The sequence below is a fragment of the Pseudomonas defluvii genome (assembly GCF_001695625.1).
Classification (GTDB): Bacteria; Pseudomonadota; Gammaproteobacteria; order Pseudomonadales; family Pseudomonadaceae; genus Aquipseudomonas; species Aquipseudomonas defluvii.
This window is the reverse complement of record NZ_MBPN01000026.1, coordinates 1-15,463: the sequence shown is the minus strand read 5'-3', so window position 1 is coordinate 15,463 and position 15,463 is coordinate 1. Positions and strand designations below refer to the sequence as shown.

At 61.0% G+C, this 15,463-nt stretch carries 17 protein-coding genes; 14 read left to right on the top strand and 3 right to left on the bottom strand.

The window, feature by feature from the left end:
• The first annotated feature begins 13 nt into the window (after positions 1–13).
• The 9 genes from EKA13_RS09620 to EKA13_RS09580 all read left to right on the top strand — a co-directional run bounded on the left by EKA13_RS09620 (position 14) and on the right by EKA13_RS09580 (position 6,247).
• Positions 14–679 carry a riboflavin synthase gene (locus tag EKA13_RS09620; RefSeq protein WP_065759170.1) on the top strand — a complete coding sequence of 222 codons (666 nt, stop codon included), beginning with the start codon at positions 14–16 and terminating at the stop codon, positions 677–679.
• An 18-nt stretch (positions 680–697) separates the two neighbouring features.
• Complete coding sequence (gene ribBA, locus EKA13_RS09615; RefSeq protein ID WP_065759169.1) at positions 698–1,789, top strand: bifunctional 3,4-dihydroxy-2-butanone-4-phosphate synthase/GTP cyclohydrolase II; 1,092 nt, start codon at positions 698–700, stop codon at positions 1,787–1,789.
• Between the two features lie 89 nt (positions 1,790–1,878).
• Positions 1,879–2,355 (top strand): 6,7-dimethyl-8-ribityllumazine synthase, encoded by a 477-nt coding sequence (ribH, locus tag EKA13_RS09610; protein WP_065759168.1) that lies wholly within the window; start codon positions 1,879–1,881, stop codon positions 2,353–2,355.
• Complete coding sequence (gene nusB, locus EKA13_RS09605) at positions 2,352–2,852, top strand: transcription antitermination factor NusB (RefSeq protein ID WP_065759167.1); 501 nt, start codon at positions 2,352–2,354, stop codon at positions 2,850–2,852. The genes ribH and nusB overlap by 4 nt, the downstream gene beginning before the upstream one ends.
• Positions 2,853–2,870: 18 nt before the next feature.
• Positions 2,871–3,830 carry a thiamine-phosphate kinase gene (gene thiL / locus EKA13_RS09600; RefSeq protein ID WP_065759166.1) on the top strand — a complete coding sequence of 320 codons (960 nt, stop codon included), beginning with the start codon at positions 2,871–2,873 and terminating at the stop codon, positions 3,828–3,830.
• A 9-nt stretch (positions 3,831–3,839) separates the two neighbouring features.
• Positions 3,840–4,337, top strand: a complete 498-nt coding sequence (locus EKA13_RS09595; protein WP_065759165.1) for a phosphatidylglycerophosphatase A family protein — start codon at positions 3,840–3,842, stop codon at positions 4,335–4,337.
• Positions 4,338–4,349: 12 nt separating this feature from the next.
• Positions 4,350–5,081: a substrate-binding periplasmic protein gene (locus EKA13_RS09590; protein ID WP_065759164.1), complete on the top strand. Its 732-nt coding sequence runs from the start codon at positions 4,350–4,352 to the stop codon at positions 5,079–5,081.
• 132 nt (positions 5,082–5,213) lie between these two features.
• Positions 5,214–5,831, top strand: a complete 618-nt coding sequence (gene ribA, locus EKA13_RS09585; RefSeq protein ID WP_065759163.1) for a GTP cyclohydrolase II — start codon at positions 5,214–5,216, stop codon at positions 5,829–5,831.
• Positions 5,828–6,247, top strand: coding sequence for an MFS transporter (locus tag EKA13_RS09580; RefSeq protein ID WP_065759162.1), 420 nt, complete (start codon positions 5,828–5,830; stop codon positions 6,245–6,247). Before ribA ends, EKA13_RS09580 begins: the two co-directional genes overlap by 4 nt.
• Before the next feature lie 63 nt (positions 6,248–6,310).
• Here the strand turns inward: EKA13_RS09580 and dxs are convergent, their stop codons facing one another.
• The 3 genes from dxs to EKA13_RS09565 all read right to left on the bottom strand — a co-directional run bounded on the left by dxs (position 6,311) and on the right by EKA13_RS09565 (position 9,502).
• The gene (gene dxs / locus EKA13_RS09575) at positions 6,311–8,209 is read right to left on the bottom strand and encodes a 1-deoxy-D-xylulose-5-phosphate synthase (protein WP_065759161.1); all 1,899 of its coding nucleotides are present in this window, start codon (positions 8,207–8,209) and stop codon (positions 6,311–6,313) included.
• A 166-nt stretch (positions 8,210–8,375) separates the two neighbouring features.
• Positions 8,376–9,263: a (2E,6E)-farnesyl diphosphate synthase gene (gene ispA / locus EKA13_RS09570; RefSeq protein ID WP_065759160.1), complete on the bottom strand. Its 888-nt coding sequence runs from the start codon at positions 9,261–9,263 to the stop codon at positions 8,376–8,378.
• Positions 9,260–9,502: an exodeoxyribonuclease VII small subunit gene (locus tag EKA13_RS09565; RefSeq protein WP_065759159.1), complete on the bottom strand. Its 243-nt coding sequence runs from the start codon at positions 9,500–9,502 to the stop codon at positions 9,260–9,262. The genes ispA and EKA13_RS09565 overlap by 4 nt, the downstream gene beginning before the upstream one ends.
• A gap of 242 nt (positions 9,503–9,744) precedes the next feature.
• On the opposite strand from EKA13_RS09565, the gene EKA13_RS09560 reads away from it, so the two are divergent.
• The 5 genes from EKA13_RS09560 (at position 9,745) to EKA13_RS09540 (ending at position 15,301) form a co-directional block, all read left to right on the top strand.
• Positions 9,745–11,148, top strand: coding sequence for an MBOAT family O-acyltransferase (locus EKA13_RS09560; protein WP_065759209.1), 1,404 nt, complete (start codon positions 9,745–9,747; stop codon positions 11,146–11,148).
• A complete protein-coding gene (locus EKA13_RS09555) occupies positions 11,135–12,247 on the top strand; it encodes an SGNH/GDSL hydrolase family protein (protein ID WP_065759158.1) in 1,113 nt (370 codons plus the stop codon). Before EKA13_RS09560 ends, EKA13_RS09555 begins: the two co-directional genes overlap by 14 nt.
• A gap of 1 nt (position 12,248) precedes the next feature.
• Positions 12,249–13,457, top strand: a complete 1,209-nt coding sequence (locus EKA13_RS09550) for an SGNH/GDSL hydrolase family protein (RefSeq protein WP_065759157.1) — start codon at positions 12,249–12,251, stop codon at positions 13,455–13,457.
• Positions 13,458–13,557: 100 nt separating this feature from the next.
• A complete protein-coding gene (locus EKA13_RS09545) occupies positions 13,558–14,772 on the top strand; it encodes an RtcB family protein (protein WP_100250130.1) in 1,215 nt (404 codons plus the stop codon).
• A 61-nt stretch (positions 14,773–14,833) separates the two neighbouring features.
• A complete protein-coding gene (locus EKA13_RS09540) occupies positions 14,834–15,301 on the top strand; it encodes an FAD/FMN-containing dehydrogenase (RefSeq protein ID WP_065759156.1) in 468 nt (155 codons plus the stop codon).
• Positions 15,302–15,463: the final 162 nt, after the last annotated feature.

Genomic DNA, 15,463 nt, shown 5'->3' with positions numbered 1-15,463 from the left:
TCGAGGAGGACTCATGTTCACAGGCATTATCGAATCTATCGGCAGCATTCGCTCGTTGACCCCAAAAGGTGGCGATGTGCGGGTTTATGTCGAAACCGGCAAGCTGGACCTGGGCGATGTGAAACTTGGCGACAGCATTGCGGTGAATGGTGTCTGCCTGACGGCAGTCGAGCTGCCTGGCGACGGCTTCTGGGCCGATGTCAGCCGCGAAACCCTGGACTGCACTGCCTTCTCCGACCTCAAGAGCGGCAGCCGGGTCAACCTGGAAAAAGCCCTGACGCCGACCACCCGATTGGGCGGTCATCTGGTCAGCGGCCACGTCGACGGTGTCGGCGAAATCATATCGCGTAGCGATAACGCTCGCGCCATCCAGTTCCGTGTTCGTGCGCCAAAGGAACTGGCCAAGTACGTTGCGCACAAGGGGTCGATTACCGTCGACGGCACCAGCCTGACGGTGAACGCCGTCGATGGCGCCGAGTTCGAGCTGACAATCGTGCCCCACACCCTGGCCGAAACCATCATGGCCGACTACCGCGCTGGTCGTCGGGTCAACCTTGAGGTCGACCTGCTGGCCCGCTACCTGGAGCGTCTGTTGCTCGGCGACAAAGCCGCCGAGTCGACCAAGGGCAGCGGTATCACTGAAAGTTTCCTGGCCGCCAACGGCTACCTGAAATCCTGAATGAGAAGGGGGTGCCGCGTGGCGCTCAACAGCATCGAAGAACTGGTTGAAGACATCCGCCAGGGCAAAATGGTCATCCTGATGGATGACGAAGATCGCGAGAACGAAGGCGACCTGATCATGGCCGCCGAGGCCTGCAAGGCTGAGCACATCAACTTCATGGCCAAGCATGCCAGGGGCCTGATCTGCATGCCGATGTCGCGCGAGCGCTGTGAACTGCTCAAGTTGCCGTTGATGGCACCGCGCAACGGTTCGGGCTTTGGCACCAAGTTCACGGTCTCGATCGAGGCTGCCGAAGGTGTCACTACCGGTATCTCCGCTGCTGACCGTGCGCGTACCGTTCAGGCTGCCGCCGCGCGTGATGCCAAGGCCGAAGACATCGTCAGCCCAGGCCATATCTTCCCGCTGATGGCGCAAGCCGGCGGTACGCTGGCCCGCGCAGGCCATACCGAGGCTGCGTGTGATCTGGCGCGCATGGCCGGTTTTGAGCCAAGTGGCGTGATCTGCGAGGTCATGAATGACGACGGCACCATGTCCCGTCGCCCGGAGCTGGAAGCGTTTGCCGCCGAGCACGGCATCAAGATCGGCACCATCGCCGACCTGATTCACTACCGGATGATCCACGAACGTACCATTCAGCGGATTTCCGAGCAGCCGCTGGACAGCGAATTGGGCCAATTCAACCTGGTTACCTACCGTGACTCGGTCGAGGGTGATGTGCACCTGGCACTGACCCTGGGCAATATCTGCGCAGAAGAACCGACCCTGGTTCGGGTTCACAACATGGACCCGCTGCGTGACCTGCTGATGGTCAAGCAGCCCGGCCGCTGGAGCCTGCGTGCCGCAATGAGCGCGGTGGCAGAGGCGGGCAGTGGTGTTGTGTTGTTGCTCGGCCACCCGTTGGACGGTGACGTGCTGTTGGCGCATATCCGTGAGACCGCCGACAGCGCTCAGGTGAAAACCCCGACAACCTACAGCACCGTCGGTGCGGGTTCGCAGATTCTCCGTGACCTCGGCGTACGCAAAATGCGCCTGATGAGTTCGCCGATGAAATTTAATGCGATATCCGGATTCGATCTGGAAGTTGTAGAATACGTGCCCTCCGAATAAAGCAGGCGTTTATTGCACTGCGTGTTCGTGACCAAACCTCCCACAGGCCGCGTCGGTGCGGCCTGGCTCTTTAAGATGAGAATCCCGGAATGACTCTGAAGACCATTGAAGGTACCTTCATCGCCCCCAAAGGTCGCTATGCTTTGGTGGTTGGCCGCTTCAACAGCTTCGTCGTCGAAAGCCTGGTGAGCGGTGCCGTTGATGCCCTGGTTCGCCATGGCGTCAGCGAAAGCGACATCACCATCATCCGTGCCCCGGGTGCGTTCGAGATCCCGCTGGTTGCACAGAAAGTCGCCCAGCAAAGTGAATACGCGGCCATCATCGCCCTGGGCGCGGTGATCCGTGGCGGCACTCCGCATTTCGAATACGTGGCAGGCGAGTGCACCAAGGGCCTGGCCCAGGTGTCCATGGAGTTCGGCGTACCGGTGTCCTTCGGTGTATTGACTGTCGATTCGATCGAACAGGCCATCGAGCGCTCCGGCACCAAGGCCGGCAACAAGGGCGCTGAAGCAGCCCTGTCCGCCCTGGAAATGGTCAGCCTGCTGGCGCAGTTGGAGGCCAAGTGATTAGCGACGAAAGCGATCGTTTCAACCCGCGCGATCCAAAACCTGCGGATGCTGGCAAACCATCGAAAAGCGCCAAGCGTCGCGAAGCCCGTCAGCTCGCGACCCAGGCCCTGTATCAGTGGCACATGGCCAAGCAGTCGCTGAACGAGATCGAAGCGCAGTTCCGGGTCGATAACGATTTCAGCGATGTCGACGGCGCCTACTTCCGGGAGATCCTGCACGGGGTTCCGGTCATGAAGGAAGAGATCGACAAGGCCCTGGCTCCGTGCCTCGACCTGCCACTGGAAGAACTCGACCCGGTAGAGCTGGCTGTACTGCGGCTGTCGACCTGGGAGTTCATCAAGCGGGTCGACGTGCCGTTTCGCGTTGTGATCAACGAAGGTGTTGAGCTGGCCAAGGTCTTCGGTGCCACCGATGGCCACAAGTTCGTCAACGGTGTGCTCGACAAGCTGGCTCCACGGCTTCGTGAAGCCGAAGTACGGGCATACAAGCGCTGATCTCGGCGCTGCTGGCCAATGGGTGAGTTCGAGCTGATCCGTCACTACTTCGCCGCCGCACCGTGTGCGCAAGGTGGCGAAGGAGTTGCCTTGGGCATCGGTGACGACTGTGCCCTGCTGGCCTTGCCAGCGGGCGAACAGTTGGCGGTGTCTACCGACACGCTGGTTGTCGGTGTGCATTTCCCGCACAACAGTGACCCGTTCCTGCTCGGCCAGCGTTCGCTGGCCGTTGCCGCCAGTGACCTGGCGGCGATGGGCGCTACCCCCCTCGCGTTTACCCTTGCCCTGACCCTGCCGGACACGTCGGCGGACTGGTTGCGCGCTTACGCAGAAGGCCTCAATCAGATGGCCAGGCAGTGCAACCTGAGCCTGGTCGGTGGCGATACCACCCGTGGCCCCTTGAGCCTGACCATGACCGTGTTTGGCCGGGTGCCTGCCGGGCAGGCGCTGACCCGCGCCGGTGCGCAACCAGGCGACCTGGTGTGTGTGGGGGGTGAACTGGGCAACGCTGCTGGCGCGCTGCCGCTGGTGCTTGCGGAACGTCAAGCCGAGCCGTCGCTGGCGGCACCGCTGCTGGCGCACTACTGGTCGCCAGCACCGCAGTTGGCACTCGGCCAGGCGTTACGCGGCAAGGCGTCCTCGGCGCTGGATATCTCCGACGGCTTGCTGGCTGACTGTGGGCATATCGCCAAAGCCTCTGGCGTGGCGCTGCATTTGCAGGTGGACTCGCTACCGATGAGCCAGGCATTACGCGGCTTTTTGGGGCTGGAGGGTGCGCGTCACGCCGCATTGACCGGTGGCGACGATTATGTGCTGGCCTTCACGCTTCCCGATGCCGAACTCCCGGGGCTGCTGGCCGCCGGCTGGCCGATTCACGTGGTTGGCAGGGTCGAGGTTGGCTCCGGTGTCAGCCTGTACGATCGGGAAGGGCGCAACATCACCCCGGCTGTTCGGGGCTATCAACACTTTAGCGATTAGGGAGACACCGTGACCGATCACCGTAATCAGGTGAAGCCTGTTCCGCCTTCGGTCTGGAGCAACCCTTGGCATTTCATGGCATTCGGCTTCGGCTCGGGTACTTTGCCGAAGGCGCCGGGGACCTGGGGGTCTCTGGTTGCCTTGCCGTTCATGCCCTTGTGGCAAATGCTGCCAGACTGGGGTTACTGGCTGATGCTGGGCCTGACCATGCTGTTTGGTTTCTGGCTGTGCGGCAAGGTTGCCAGCGATTTACGTGTGCACGACCATGAGGGTATCGTCTGGGACGAGATGGTGGGGATGTGGATTACCCTGTGGCTGGTGCCGCAAGGCTGGCAATGGTTGTTGGTCGGGTTCTTGGTATTCCGCTTCTTTGACATACTCAAGCCCTGGCCGATCAGTTGGCTTGATCGGCATGTGCATGGAGGTGTCGGCATCATGATCGACGATGTGCTTGCCGGTGTATTCGCCTGGCTGACGATGCAAGGGCTAGTATGGAGCTTTACCTAAGGAGATAGGGCGATGCAAGGATGCCGATGGTTGCTACTGGTCCTGCTTTTGGCAGGAGGTGTGACGTGGGCAGCAGAGCCCTTGCCGAAAAAGCCTTTGCACGCTCGTTTGGCCAGCGAGGTGTGGCTCGACTACACCAATGCCGACGGCACAGGCCTGGCCTGGGAGCTGCTGCGCAAGGTTTTTGAGCCCGTAGGTGTCAAGGTCAAGACGGCGAGCGTGCCTTACAGTCGCGCCATCGGCTTGGTAAAGCGTGGCGAAGCAGATGCCTGGGTCGGCTCTTATCATGAGGAAAGCGCCGATAATATCTACCCGCGCTGGCACTTTGACCAAGACCATATCTATGCCCTGGGGTTGGCCAGTCGGCCGGTACCTACCCAGGAAACGCTGGGTCAGTTCCAATTGGCTTGGGTGCGTGGTTACGATTTCAACAGTTACCTGCCCTATGTTGACCGTTACCGCGAGGTTCAGCGGCGTGAGGGCATTCTGCCGATGCTTGAGTATGGTCGCGTCGATTTCTACATCGATGCCCTGACCGAGGTCGACTATGTGTTGTCGCAGGCGCAGAATCCGTCGGCATTTCGGCGTACCCACCTGGCTGAACTGCCGTTGTACCTGGCATTTGCCAAAACCCCGGAAGGCCGTGCCCTCAAGGAAATTTTCGATCAGCGCATGGATGAGCTGGTGCCAAGTGGCCAGTTGCGCGAGATATTCACGCGCTGGAAGCAGCCGTATCCGTTCTAGGTTGCCCTCAGATCGGCAAGGCGCATCGAACTTTTCGATATGTCTGCACAAAAATTCAGCATAAGCACCGGTGCCACGCTGCTGTTACAATCCAGTCCACGTCAAATATTCACGTTATTTCAGGAGCACAAGGTGCCCGTCGTTTTCGTTGCTGCCTCCAAGCTGCCTACACCCTTTGCCACCTTCACCATGCATGGTTTTCTCGATGAGGCCACCGGTCGCGAGCACGTGGTGCTCAGTCTGGGTGATGTGGCCGACGGCGCGCCGGTACTGGGACGCCTGCACTCCGAGTGCCTGACGGGCGATGCGCTGTTCAGCCAGCGCTGCGATTGCGGTTCGCAGCTGGAAGCGGCGCTGCAGGCGATCGCCCATGAAGGGCGCGGTGTATTGCTGTACTTGCGTCAGGAAGGTCGCGGCATTGGTCTGTTGAACAAGATTCGCGCCTACGAGCTGCAGGATGGCGGTGCCGATACGGTTGAAGCCAATGAGCGTCTGGGTTTTGCTGCCGATCAGCGTGACTACGCCATGTGCCTGCCGATGCTTGAGCACCTGGGCGTGAAGTCGCTGCGCCTGATGACCAATAATCCGCGCAAGGTGAAAGCCCTCACTGCGATGGGTATCGCGGTGGCTGAGCGAGTGCCGTTGCATACCGGCCACAACCCGCACAATAAACACTACCTGGCCACCAAGGCCGGCAAGCTTGGCCACATGATGGGCAACGAGCATCAGGGTGAGGTTGGTCGGGCGTGACCCGGGCTCAGGTTCGTCGCCGTCTCAGCATTGCCTGGTGGCAGCATCTGCTGATCGCATTGGCGCCGTTGTTTGTCTTCAATTGGGCGTTCGGTGATCGTGAAGCGTTGCTGCCAATCCTCGCCATGCCGATGTTCATCGCCAGTGTTTCTTCGATGTTCCTCAGCCTGCCGCGCTTTGGCGCTTACAAGCACGGGCTGATTGCAATGGAGAAGGCGCTGAACAGCGAGGCGGAGCCTGCGGCCTGGATTGAGCTGGCGCGCGTACGTCGGGTGGCCATGCTCTATGCCTGCTTGCCGGCCTGGCTTGCTGCTGTGTCGGTATTCGTTGGCTTGGAGGCCGTGCCGCAGATTCTGTTGGCGGTCTCAAGCGTGGTCGTGCTCTACCTCTACCGTATTCCGCGTCAGCTCGGCTGATAGGTCGGCAGGCCTATTGTCGTCATGGCCGCTCCTTGCGGAGCCGACCATGACGATAGGGCGTCAGAGGCCCAACAACTGCAGGCGCTGACGTACTGCTGCTTCGATTCCCGCTGCATCCAGACCACATTCAGCAAGCATCTGTGCCGGTTTGGCGTGCTCGACATAAATGTCAGGCAGGCCCAGGTGCAGGATCGGCTTGATCAGGTTCTCGCGGGCCAGGAATTCACCGACAGCCGCACCGGCGCCGCCCATGATGGCGTTCTCTTCGATGGTCACCAGCAGCTCGTGCTGGCCAGCTATCTCGCGTGCCAACGCTTCATCCAGCGGTTTGACGAAACGCATGTCAACCACGGTGGCATCGAGCTGTTCGGCAACCTTTAGTGCTCCGGCCAACTGAACACCAAAGACCAGCAAGGCGACGGTGCGGCCTTGGCGGCGTACTACGCCCTTGCCGATTTCCAGGGGTTCAAGGTCGTTTTCAATCGGCGTATTCGGGCCGGTGCCGCGCGGGTAGCGCACCGCTGCCGGGCCGTTGTACAGGTGACCGGTGCTGAGCATTTTGCGCAGTTCGTTCTCGTCGCTCGGGGTCATCACCAGCATGCCGGGGATGCAGCGCAGGAACGACAGGTCAAAGCTGCCCGCATGGGTCGGGCCGTCTTCGCCGACCAGGCCGGCGCGGTCGATGGCAAACAAGACGTCGAGGTTCTGTACCGCAACGTCATGGATCAGTTGATCATAGGCGCGCTGCAGGAAGGTCGAGTAGATCGCCACCACGGGCTTGGCGCCTTCGCACGCCATGCCGGCGGCGAGGGTGACAGCGTGTTGCTCGGCGATGGCCACATCGAAGTAGCGCGCTGGGAAACGTTCGCTGAAGGCCACCAGGTCCGAGCCTTCCTTCATGGCTGGGGTGATGCCAACCAGGCGTGGGTCAGCCGCAGCCATGTCGCACAGCCACTGGCCGAATACCGCCGAATACTTCGGCCCGCTGGCTTTCTTCGGCGCAGCAGCCGGTGCATCGACCGGCTCAAGCTTGGTAATTGCGTGATAACCGATCGGGTCGACTTCGGCCGGCCTGAAGCCTTTGCCTTTCTTGGTGACCACATGCAGGAACTGTGGCCCCTTGAGGTCGCGCATGTTGCGCAGGGTGGCAATCAGGGTCGGCAGGTCGTGGCCGTCAATCGGGCCGATATAGTTCCAGCCGAGTTCCTCGAACAGGGTGCCGGGTACCAGCATGCCCTTGGCATACTCTTCGGTGCGGCGAGCGATTTCCCAGGCGCCGGGCAGGCGCGAAAGCACTTTTTTACTGCCTTCGCGCATGCTGGCGTAGGTGCGGCTGGAGAGAATCTTGGCCAGGTAGTTGGACAGGCCACCGACATTGCGTGAAATCGACATGTCGTTGTCGTTGAGAATCACCAGCATGTCAGCGTTGACTTCCTGCGCATGGTTGAGCGCTTCGAAAGCCATGCCGGCGGTCAGTGCACCGTCGCCGATCACCGCAATGGACTTGCGCGCCTCGTTCTGCAGGCGAGCGGCGATGGCCATGCCCAGTGCGGCACTGATCGAGGTGCTTGAGTGGCCGACGCCAAAGGTGTCGTACTCGCTCTCGGAACGACGTGGGAAGGCCGCAATACCGTCCTTCTGGCGCAGGGTATTCATGCGCTTGCGTCGACCCGTGAGGATCTTGTGCGGGTAGGCCTGATGGCCCACGTCCCACACCAGCCGGTCATCCGGGGTGTCGAAGACGTAGTGCAGGGCGATCGTCAGTTCGATGACGCCCAGGCCGGCACCGAAATGCCCGCCGGTCTGGCCAACGGTATAGAGCAGCTCCTGGCGCAGTTCGTCGGCCAGGCTCTCCAGATCGGCTTCAGCCAGCCGGCGCAGGCCAGCGGGCGTATCAGCACGGTCGAGCAGCGGCGTGACCGGGCGTTCGCGGGGAATCTCTTGAAACGTCGTGGGCATCAGGCGAATCATTATAGGTGTGAAGAGGCGGCAGTTTACCTTATTGCGGTGATGGCTGCCCATGGCATGGTGCTTCTGCGACACCTGTGCATCGTCTTTCGCGGGAGCCGGTCCTGCCAGCGATATGTCTTACCGCTGCCAAGGCCGGCGCCTACGTGAAGTGCACTCAGTTCTTGCGTTCTACGATGTAACGGGCCAGATCGCGCAGTGGTTCGGCCGCGCCGTCGAAGGCTTCCAGCGCCTGCAGTGCTTGATCGCGCAGTTCCAGCGCGTAGGCTTTGGCGGCATCCAGGCCGAGCAGCGCCGGATAGGTCGGCTTGTCGCGGGCGATATCCGCGCCTTGGCGTTTGCCGAGGGTGGCCGTGTCGCTTTCGACGTCGAGGATGTCATCCTGTACCTGAAATGCCAGGCCGATTGCCTGAGCGTAGCGTTGCAGGGCCTCCAGTTCGGTGTTGCCGGCACGGGCGCTGGCGAGAGCACCCAGGCGCACGCTGGCTTCGATCAGGGCGCCGGTCTTGTGCCGGTGCATGAATTCCAGCGCTTGCTGGTCAAGCTTCAGGCCCACTGAGCCCAGGTCGATGGCCTGGCCACCGACCATCCCGGCCGGGCCGGCAGCCAAGGCCAGCGTCTGGACCATGGTCAGGCGGTTGCTGTCGCTTTGCGGGCTCAGGCGCGGGTCGAGCAAGGCGCTGAAGGCCAGGCTTTGCAGGCCATCGCCTGCAAGGATCGCGCAGGCCTCGTCGAAGGCTTTATGGGTGGTTGGCTGGCCACGGCGCAGGTCGTCGTCGTCCATGGCCGGCAGGTCATCGTGAACCAGTGAGTAGGCATGGATCAGTTCAACCGCACAGGCCGCGCCGTTAGCCTGTTCGGCTGGCGCCCCCAAGGCTTCGCAGGCGGCATAAGCGAGCAGCGGGCGGACCCGTTTGCCACCGTTCATGACGCTATAGCGCATGGCGGCGTAGAGGCGGGTGAGTTCGGCCGAAGGGGCGACAAACAACTGTTCCAGCGCCGCATCGACACGGGCCTGGCAGGTGGCTTGGTAGCGGGCGATCATTCCGGCTGCTCTGCGCTGAAGGGTTCGGCGGCCAACTCACCATCGCGCTCGAGGAGGATCTGCACTTTCTGCTCGGCCTGTGCCAGGGCGCCCTGGCAGTCACGGGTCAGACGGATACCTTGCTCGAAGGCGGTCAGCGAGTCTTCCAGCGACAGTTCGCCGTTCTCCAGGCGTTCGACCAGGGCTTGCAGGTCGGCGAGGGATTGCTCGAAATCAACGGCGGCTTTTTTCCGGGCCATGGCGGCTGTCTCTGTGGCGGTTTAAACGGCGCGACACTAGCAGAGCGGGGCAGGGGGAGCAAATCAGTGCCGATGATCTTTCGTCGCATTCTGTTGCATAAAGCCTTTGTTCACTATCTTGCTTTTTCTGTGAGCCCGTCATTGTGAGGGGTTGTGGCTCTCTGCCATAATTGCTGCCGCTTTGCGCTACGGCGTTGCCCGGCAAGGCTCTCCCTTCCTGATGTCGCGTAATGGACTACGTTGTGAGCTTCCTTTCGATCGAGTTCGGCCTCTGCTTCATCCTGTTCTTTGCTATTTACTGGAGCCTGTGCTGGAGCGTTCGTTTGCAGAACGTCATGCTTCTGGCCGCCAGTTACGGCCTTGTTGCCAGCTTCAGTCTGAATTCTCTCTATATCCTGCTGGGGTATACAGCGCTGGTCTATCTGCTGGGGCTTCTGGGTGCGCGTTATCCGGGGCGACGCTTCAGTTACGGGCTGGTTGCGCTACTGGTGCTGGGGTGTTTCTACCTGTTCAAGTACCAGGAGTTCCTCGTCGGTGGCGTTCAGTCGGCGCTGGCCAGTGCCGGGCTTGATGTCTCGCTGCCTATTCTGGAAGTGCTGCTGCCTATCGGCCTGTCGTTCTACACCTTCCATTCGGTCAGCTACCTGGTGTCGATCAACCGGCGCGAGATGACGCCTGCGCCGGTGTTTGATCTGGCCCTTTACCTGGCGTTCTTCCCGAGCCTGATTGCCGGGCCGGTGAACCGTGCTTCGCACATGCTGCCGCAGATTCAGGCCGGGCAGATGCGTCAGGTGCTGGAGCCACAACGTGCATTGGGGCTGATTGCGTTGGCGGTGGTGAAGCTGTTCTTCTTCAGCGCCTGGCTGGCCAGTGAGTGGGTTGATCCGGTGTTCGAGACGCCCAGCAGCTATTCGGCCGAGCAGATCCTGCTCAGCGTCTACGGCTACAGCTTTCTGATCTACTTCAACTTCAGTGGCTATACCAACCTGGTGACCGGCATTGCCTTGTTGTTGGGGTTCCGTTTGCCGGAGAACTTCAATGCGCCCTATGCCGCGAACAACCTCAAGGAGTTCTGGGGCCGTTGGCATATCAGCCTGTCGACCTTTATCCGTGACTACGTGTACATCCCGTTGGGCGGCAACCGTCAGGGCGTCTGGCGCGGCAACCTGAACATGCTGCTGGCCATGCTGATCTCCGGGCTTTGGCATGGCGCGAGCATCAACTTCATTATCTGGGGGGCGCTGCACGGCCTGGGTTTGGCGTTGTACAAAGCCTCGACCTATTGGTTGCCGCAGCCGATGCGTTGGCCGGGGGCGGGTATCGCCGCACGCTTGCTGACCTTCCACTATGTGGCGTTTGCCTGGATTTTCTTCCGTTGCGCCAGCCTCGATGATGCCAAGGACATGCTCGCCGGTATTGCTGGCTTGCGTCTGGAGGCACTGTTCTCGCCTACGGGCGCCCTGTTGCTGGCCTGTGTGGTGTACATCGCTGTCTACCGGCAACTGATCGCGCTTCTGCGCCAGCTCTTCGCCGCCACCACGCGCCTGCCTTGGCAGTTGTACCCCGTTCCGCTGGGGGTATTCATTTCCTTGGTCATCTTTGCATCGCAGTCGGGCGTTCCGGGGTTCATCTATGCCAGTTTCTAGTGCCAGCAAGCTGTTCGAAACGCAGGTGGGCGCGGCCAAGGTGCTGTATGCCATTGTGGTGACCACCTTGCTGTTGTTCTGGTTCAACCAGGACTCAATCCGCCTTTACTGCGAGCAGAAGTACCACCAGGGCTGTGAACTGCCGCTACTGGGCCAGAGTGCTGCCTGGCGGATGGGCAGCAACCTGACTCAGGCCTTGGGCAGTGCCCGTGACAGTTTTATCGAAAGCCTGACCCAGCCTGCACCGCCAGCATTGATTGCACAGGCTCCCGTTAGCGAAACCGTGACGATGCCCGCCACGGTGCCTGTCGTGCCGGTGACGCTGGATGGCAAGCATGCGACCCCGGTGCATGCCGCTCCGGCACATGAGAGCGCCAAGCCGGTCAAGGTGGCGGCGACGCCATTGCCTGCGCCCATCCCGCAGCCAGTACAACCGATGCCGGTGACCCTGTCGGCGGGCGATGAAGTCTTTCTGGTCGGCGATTCGCTGATGCAAGGGGTGGCGCCGCACCTGGCCAATACCTTGCACAAGCGTTACCAGATCAAAAGCGTCAACCTCAGCAAGCAGAGTACCGGGCTTGCCTATCCGGGCTTTTTCAACTGGCCACAGACGGTGGCCAAGACCTTGCAAAGCCAGCCGAACATTCGCCTGATGGTGGTGTTCCTGGGGCCGAATGACCCTTGGGACATGCCGGTTGCCAAAGGTAAGCCGTTCCTGCGCTTTAAAACTGCCGAGTGGGAGGAGCAGTACCGTCAGCGTATTGATTCGATTCTTGAGCAGGCGCGTGCGCATGATGTGCAAGTGATCTGGGTTGGCCCGCCGAACATGCAGAAAACCAAGCTGTCCAGCGCCATGGCCTACCTGAGCACGCTCTATGAAACCCAGACCAGGCTCTACCAGCAGCATTATGTCTCTGCTAACGGCGTGTTGGGTTACAAGGCTGATGAGTTCTCCTACACCTTGCAGGATGACCAAGGCAAACGGGTCAAGACCCGGGTCGATGACGGCATTCACTTTACCCCCACCGGGCAGAAGCTCATTGCACAGCAAGTGCTGTCGATGATTACCTTCCCGGGTTTGACCGTGACGGAACACTGAAATGCGTCGATTGCACAACATCCTGGCCCTGGTGGCACTGATCTGCGCATTGCCGGGGTGTAGCCCGGTAGCGGCGGTCAATGGGCCGGCAGCACGTCCACTTCAGGTGCCTCAAAAGGCGGTTCAAGCCCCTGCCAACGGTAATCTGGCGCTGCTGGCGGGCAAGTTCCGCACTGCAAACCGCACCCCGATCAATATCGTGCAACTGGGTGACTCACACACCGCCGCCGACCTGTTCAGCGGGGAAATGCGGCGCCTGTTGCAGGCCCAGTATGGCGATGGCGGTATCGGCCTGGTTGCAGGCTCACCGGTACCGGGGACGCGCTATGAAACGGTGATCCTCAAGGCCGCCAAGCGCCAGTGGGAACTGGTTTCGGCACGGAACCAGCAAAGCACTCAGTTTCCCCTGGGCGGTTACCTGTCATTACCGCTGACGGCCAACGCAGCCGTACGCATCGAGGCGCGTGAGCCCACGGCCCAGCGTTACCGCGTGTCGGCCCTCTACACCTCAACGGCCAACACGACATTGCTCGCCCGCGACGGCACTACCCAGAACCGGCGCCTGCTGGCAGCAACCAATGGGCAGTGGCGCTTCAGCCCGGTGTTCAACAGTGTCAGCTTGCCGCTGGACCTCACCTTGAGCAACCGCAAGGACGTAGCGCTGGGTGGCTGGTTCATCCAGGGCCAGAAGAATGCCGGTGTGACCTATTCAGCTCTGGGGATCAACGGCGCGCGGCTGGATGTTGTGGATAAGTGGCAGCCCGGCTGGCAGGAGAGCTTCAAGGCTCTGCGCCCGGATCTGATCATTCTGGCGTACGGTACCAACGAAGCCTTCGACGACAAGCTCGACTTGAACCAGTACCGTGACCACCTGAACCAGACCCTGGCCGAGTTGCGCCGCAACATGCCGCGTGCCGCCATTCTGCTGGTCGGCCCACCAGACTCGATCAAACAGCGCAAAGCGCGTACGTGCGCCGCCCGTCAGCCGCAACCATTGGCCCAGATCATCCGTATTCAGCGCCAGGCCGCCAAGCAGTTCAACGGCCTGTTCTGGGATTGGCAGGCGTACATGGGCGGCCCTTGTTCTATCGTCAACTGGCAGGCTGAAGGCCTGGCCCGGAACGACCTGGTGCATTTATCCGCCGATGGTTACCGCAAAAGTGCCTCAGGCCTGTATGACTTCCTGCGTGGGCAGCTCGGGTTGCAGTGACGCCCTCGCTGACGATCGAATTTCGGTGTGCGGCGGGTGGGATAAGGTGTTGAATGGTGTGGTGCAGTCTGAGTAACCCGCCAGGCAACAGAGCAGCCAGATGAAAACCATGAACATCCTCGAAGTCGCCAACGGCAAACCGATCAAGCTCTGGACCCAGGGCGTGCCGGTGGAGGAGGAAGCGCGACAGCAATTGATCAACACCGCCAAACTGCCGTTCATCTTCAAGCACCTGGCGGTGATGCCGGATGTCCATCTGGGCAAAGGCTCGACCATTGGTAGTGTGATTCCCACGCGTGGCGCGATCATCCCGGCAGCGGTGGGCGTGGACATTGGCTGCGGGATGATCGCCGCACGCACTTCATTGCACGCCGCAGACCTTCCGGACAACCTCCATGGCCTGCGTACGGCCATCGAAAAGGCGGTACCGCACGGCAAGACCTTCGGCCGTCGCGATCAAGGCGCCTGGGACAGCGTACCCGGCGTGGCCGATCATGCCTGGCGCGCACTGGCTGGCCGATTCAAGGCCATCACTGACAAGTATCCGACGCTGGAACGCACCAACAACCGTCAGCACCTGGGAACCTTGGGCACGGGTAACCACTTCATCGAGGTATGCCTGGACGAGGCCAATCGTGTCTGGTTCATGCTGCACAGTGGGTCGCGTGGCGTGGGTAACGCCATCGGCAACCTGTTCATCGAGCTGGCCCAATCCGATATGCGCCAGCACATCGCCAATCTGCCGGATAAGGACCTGGCCTACTTCGAGGAAGGCAGCCGGCATTTCCACGACTACGTCGAAGCTGTGGAATGGGCCCAGGACTTTGCCCGACAGAACCGAGCGCTGATGATGCACGCGGTAATTGACGCTGCGCGTAAGGTGATCAACAAACCCTTCGAGGCCAACCTCGAAGCGGTGAACTGCCACCACAACTATGTGCAGAAAGAACAGCATTTCGGCCATGAAGTGCTGGTTACCCGCAAGGGCGCGGTGTCTGCGCAGAAAGGCCAGTTGGGGATTATTCCAGGGTCGATGGGCGCACGCAGCTTCATCGTTCGCGGCCTGGGTAACGAAGAAGCGTTCTGCTCCTGCAGCCATGGCGCGGGGCGTGTGATGAGCCGCACCCAGGCGAAGAAGCGCTTCACCATCCAGGACCAGGCGCGTGCCACCGCGCACGTCGAGTGCCGCAAAGATAAAGACGTGATCGACGAGATCCCCATGGCCTACAAGGACATCGACGCGGTCATGCAGGCCCAGCGTGATCTGGTGGAGGTGGTGCATACCCTGCGTCAAGTGGTGTGCGTGAAAGGCTAGGTGCATGCGCGGCGGTGTAGACTGCTGGCCTGGCTGTGCAACCACTACAACGAGGTGTGCTGTGAGATATCTGTCGATTCTGCTGTTGAGCGTATTGCCATTGTTGGCCCAGGCGGTCGAAGTCGGAGAGCGCCTGGCGCCTTGGACCCTGCTCGATCAGTTCGATCAGCCCTACAGCCTGGACGATCAAACCCGAACCCTGCTGGTAGCCCGTGGCATGGACGGCGCCAAACTGGTGAAAGAGGCCCTGCAAGACCGTCCCAAGGGTTACCTGGAAGCACGACATACTGTGTTCGTTGCCGACATCCAGCGCATGCCTGCACTGATCGCAAAAATGTTCGCCATCCCCGCCATGCGTGATTACAACTACCGGGTACTGCTCGACCGCGACGCACGCGTGGCAACTCGTTATGCCGGTGCCGAAGACAAGGTGCTGTGGCTGCAACTGGACAACGGCCGGTTGGTCGCGCAACAGGAATACGCCACGGCGGCTGCACTGCGTGAGGCGCTGGAGAAGGCGTCGCATTGATAGGTGTGATGCAGTAGGTGGATTTCGGGCATTAAAAAGCCGGCTTGTGGCCGGCTTCTCGGGGACGGTCTTGGCTTATTTTTGGTAAGCCGCAACCGCCTTCAAATCGTTGCGTCGGCGCGAGGGCCGAAGGTGGCTGGACGCGAATGTATTGCGTCGCCA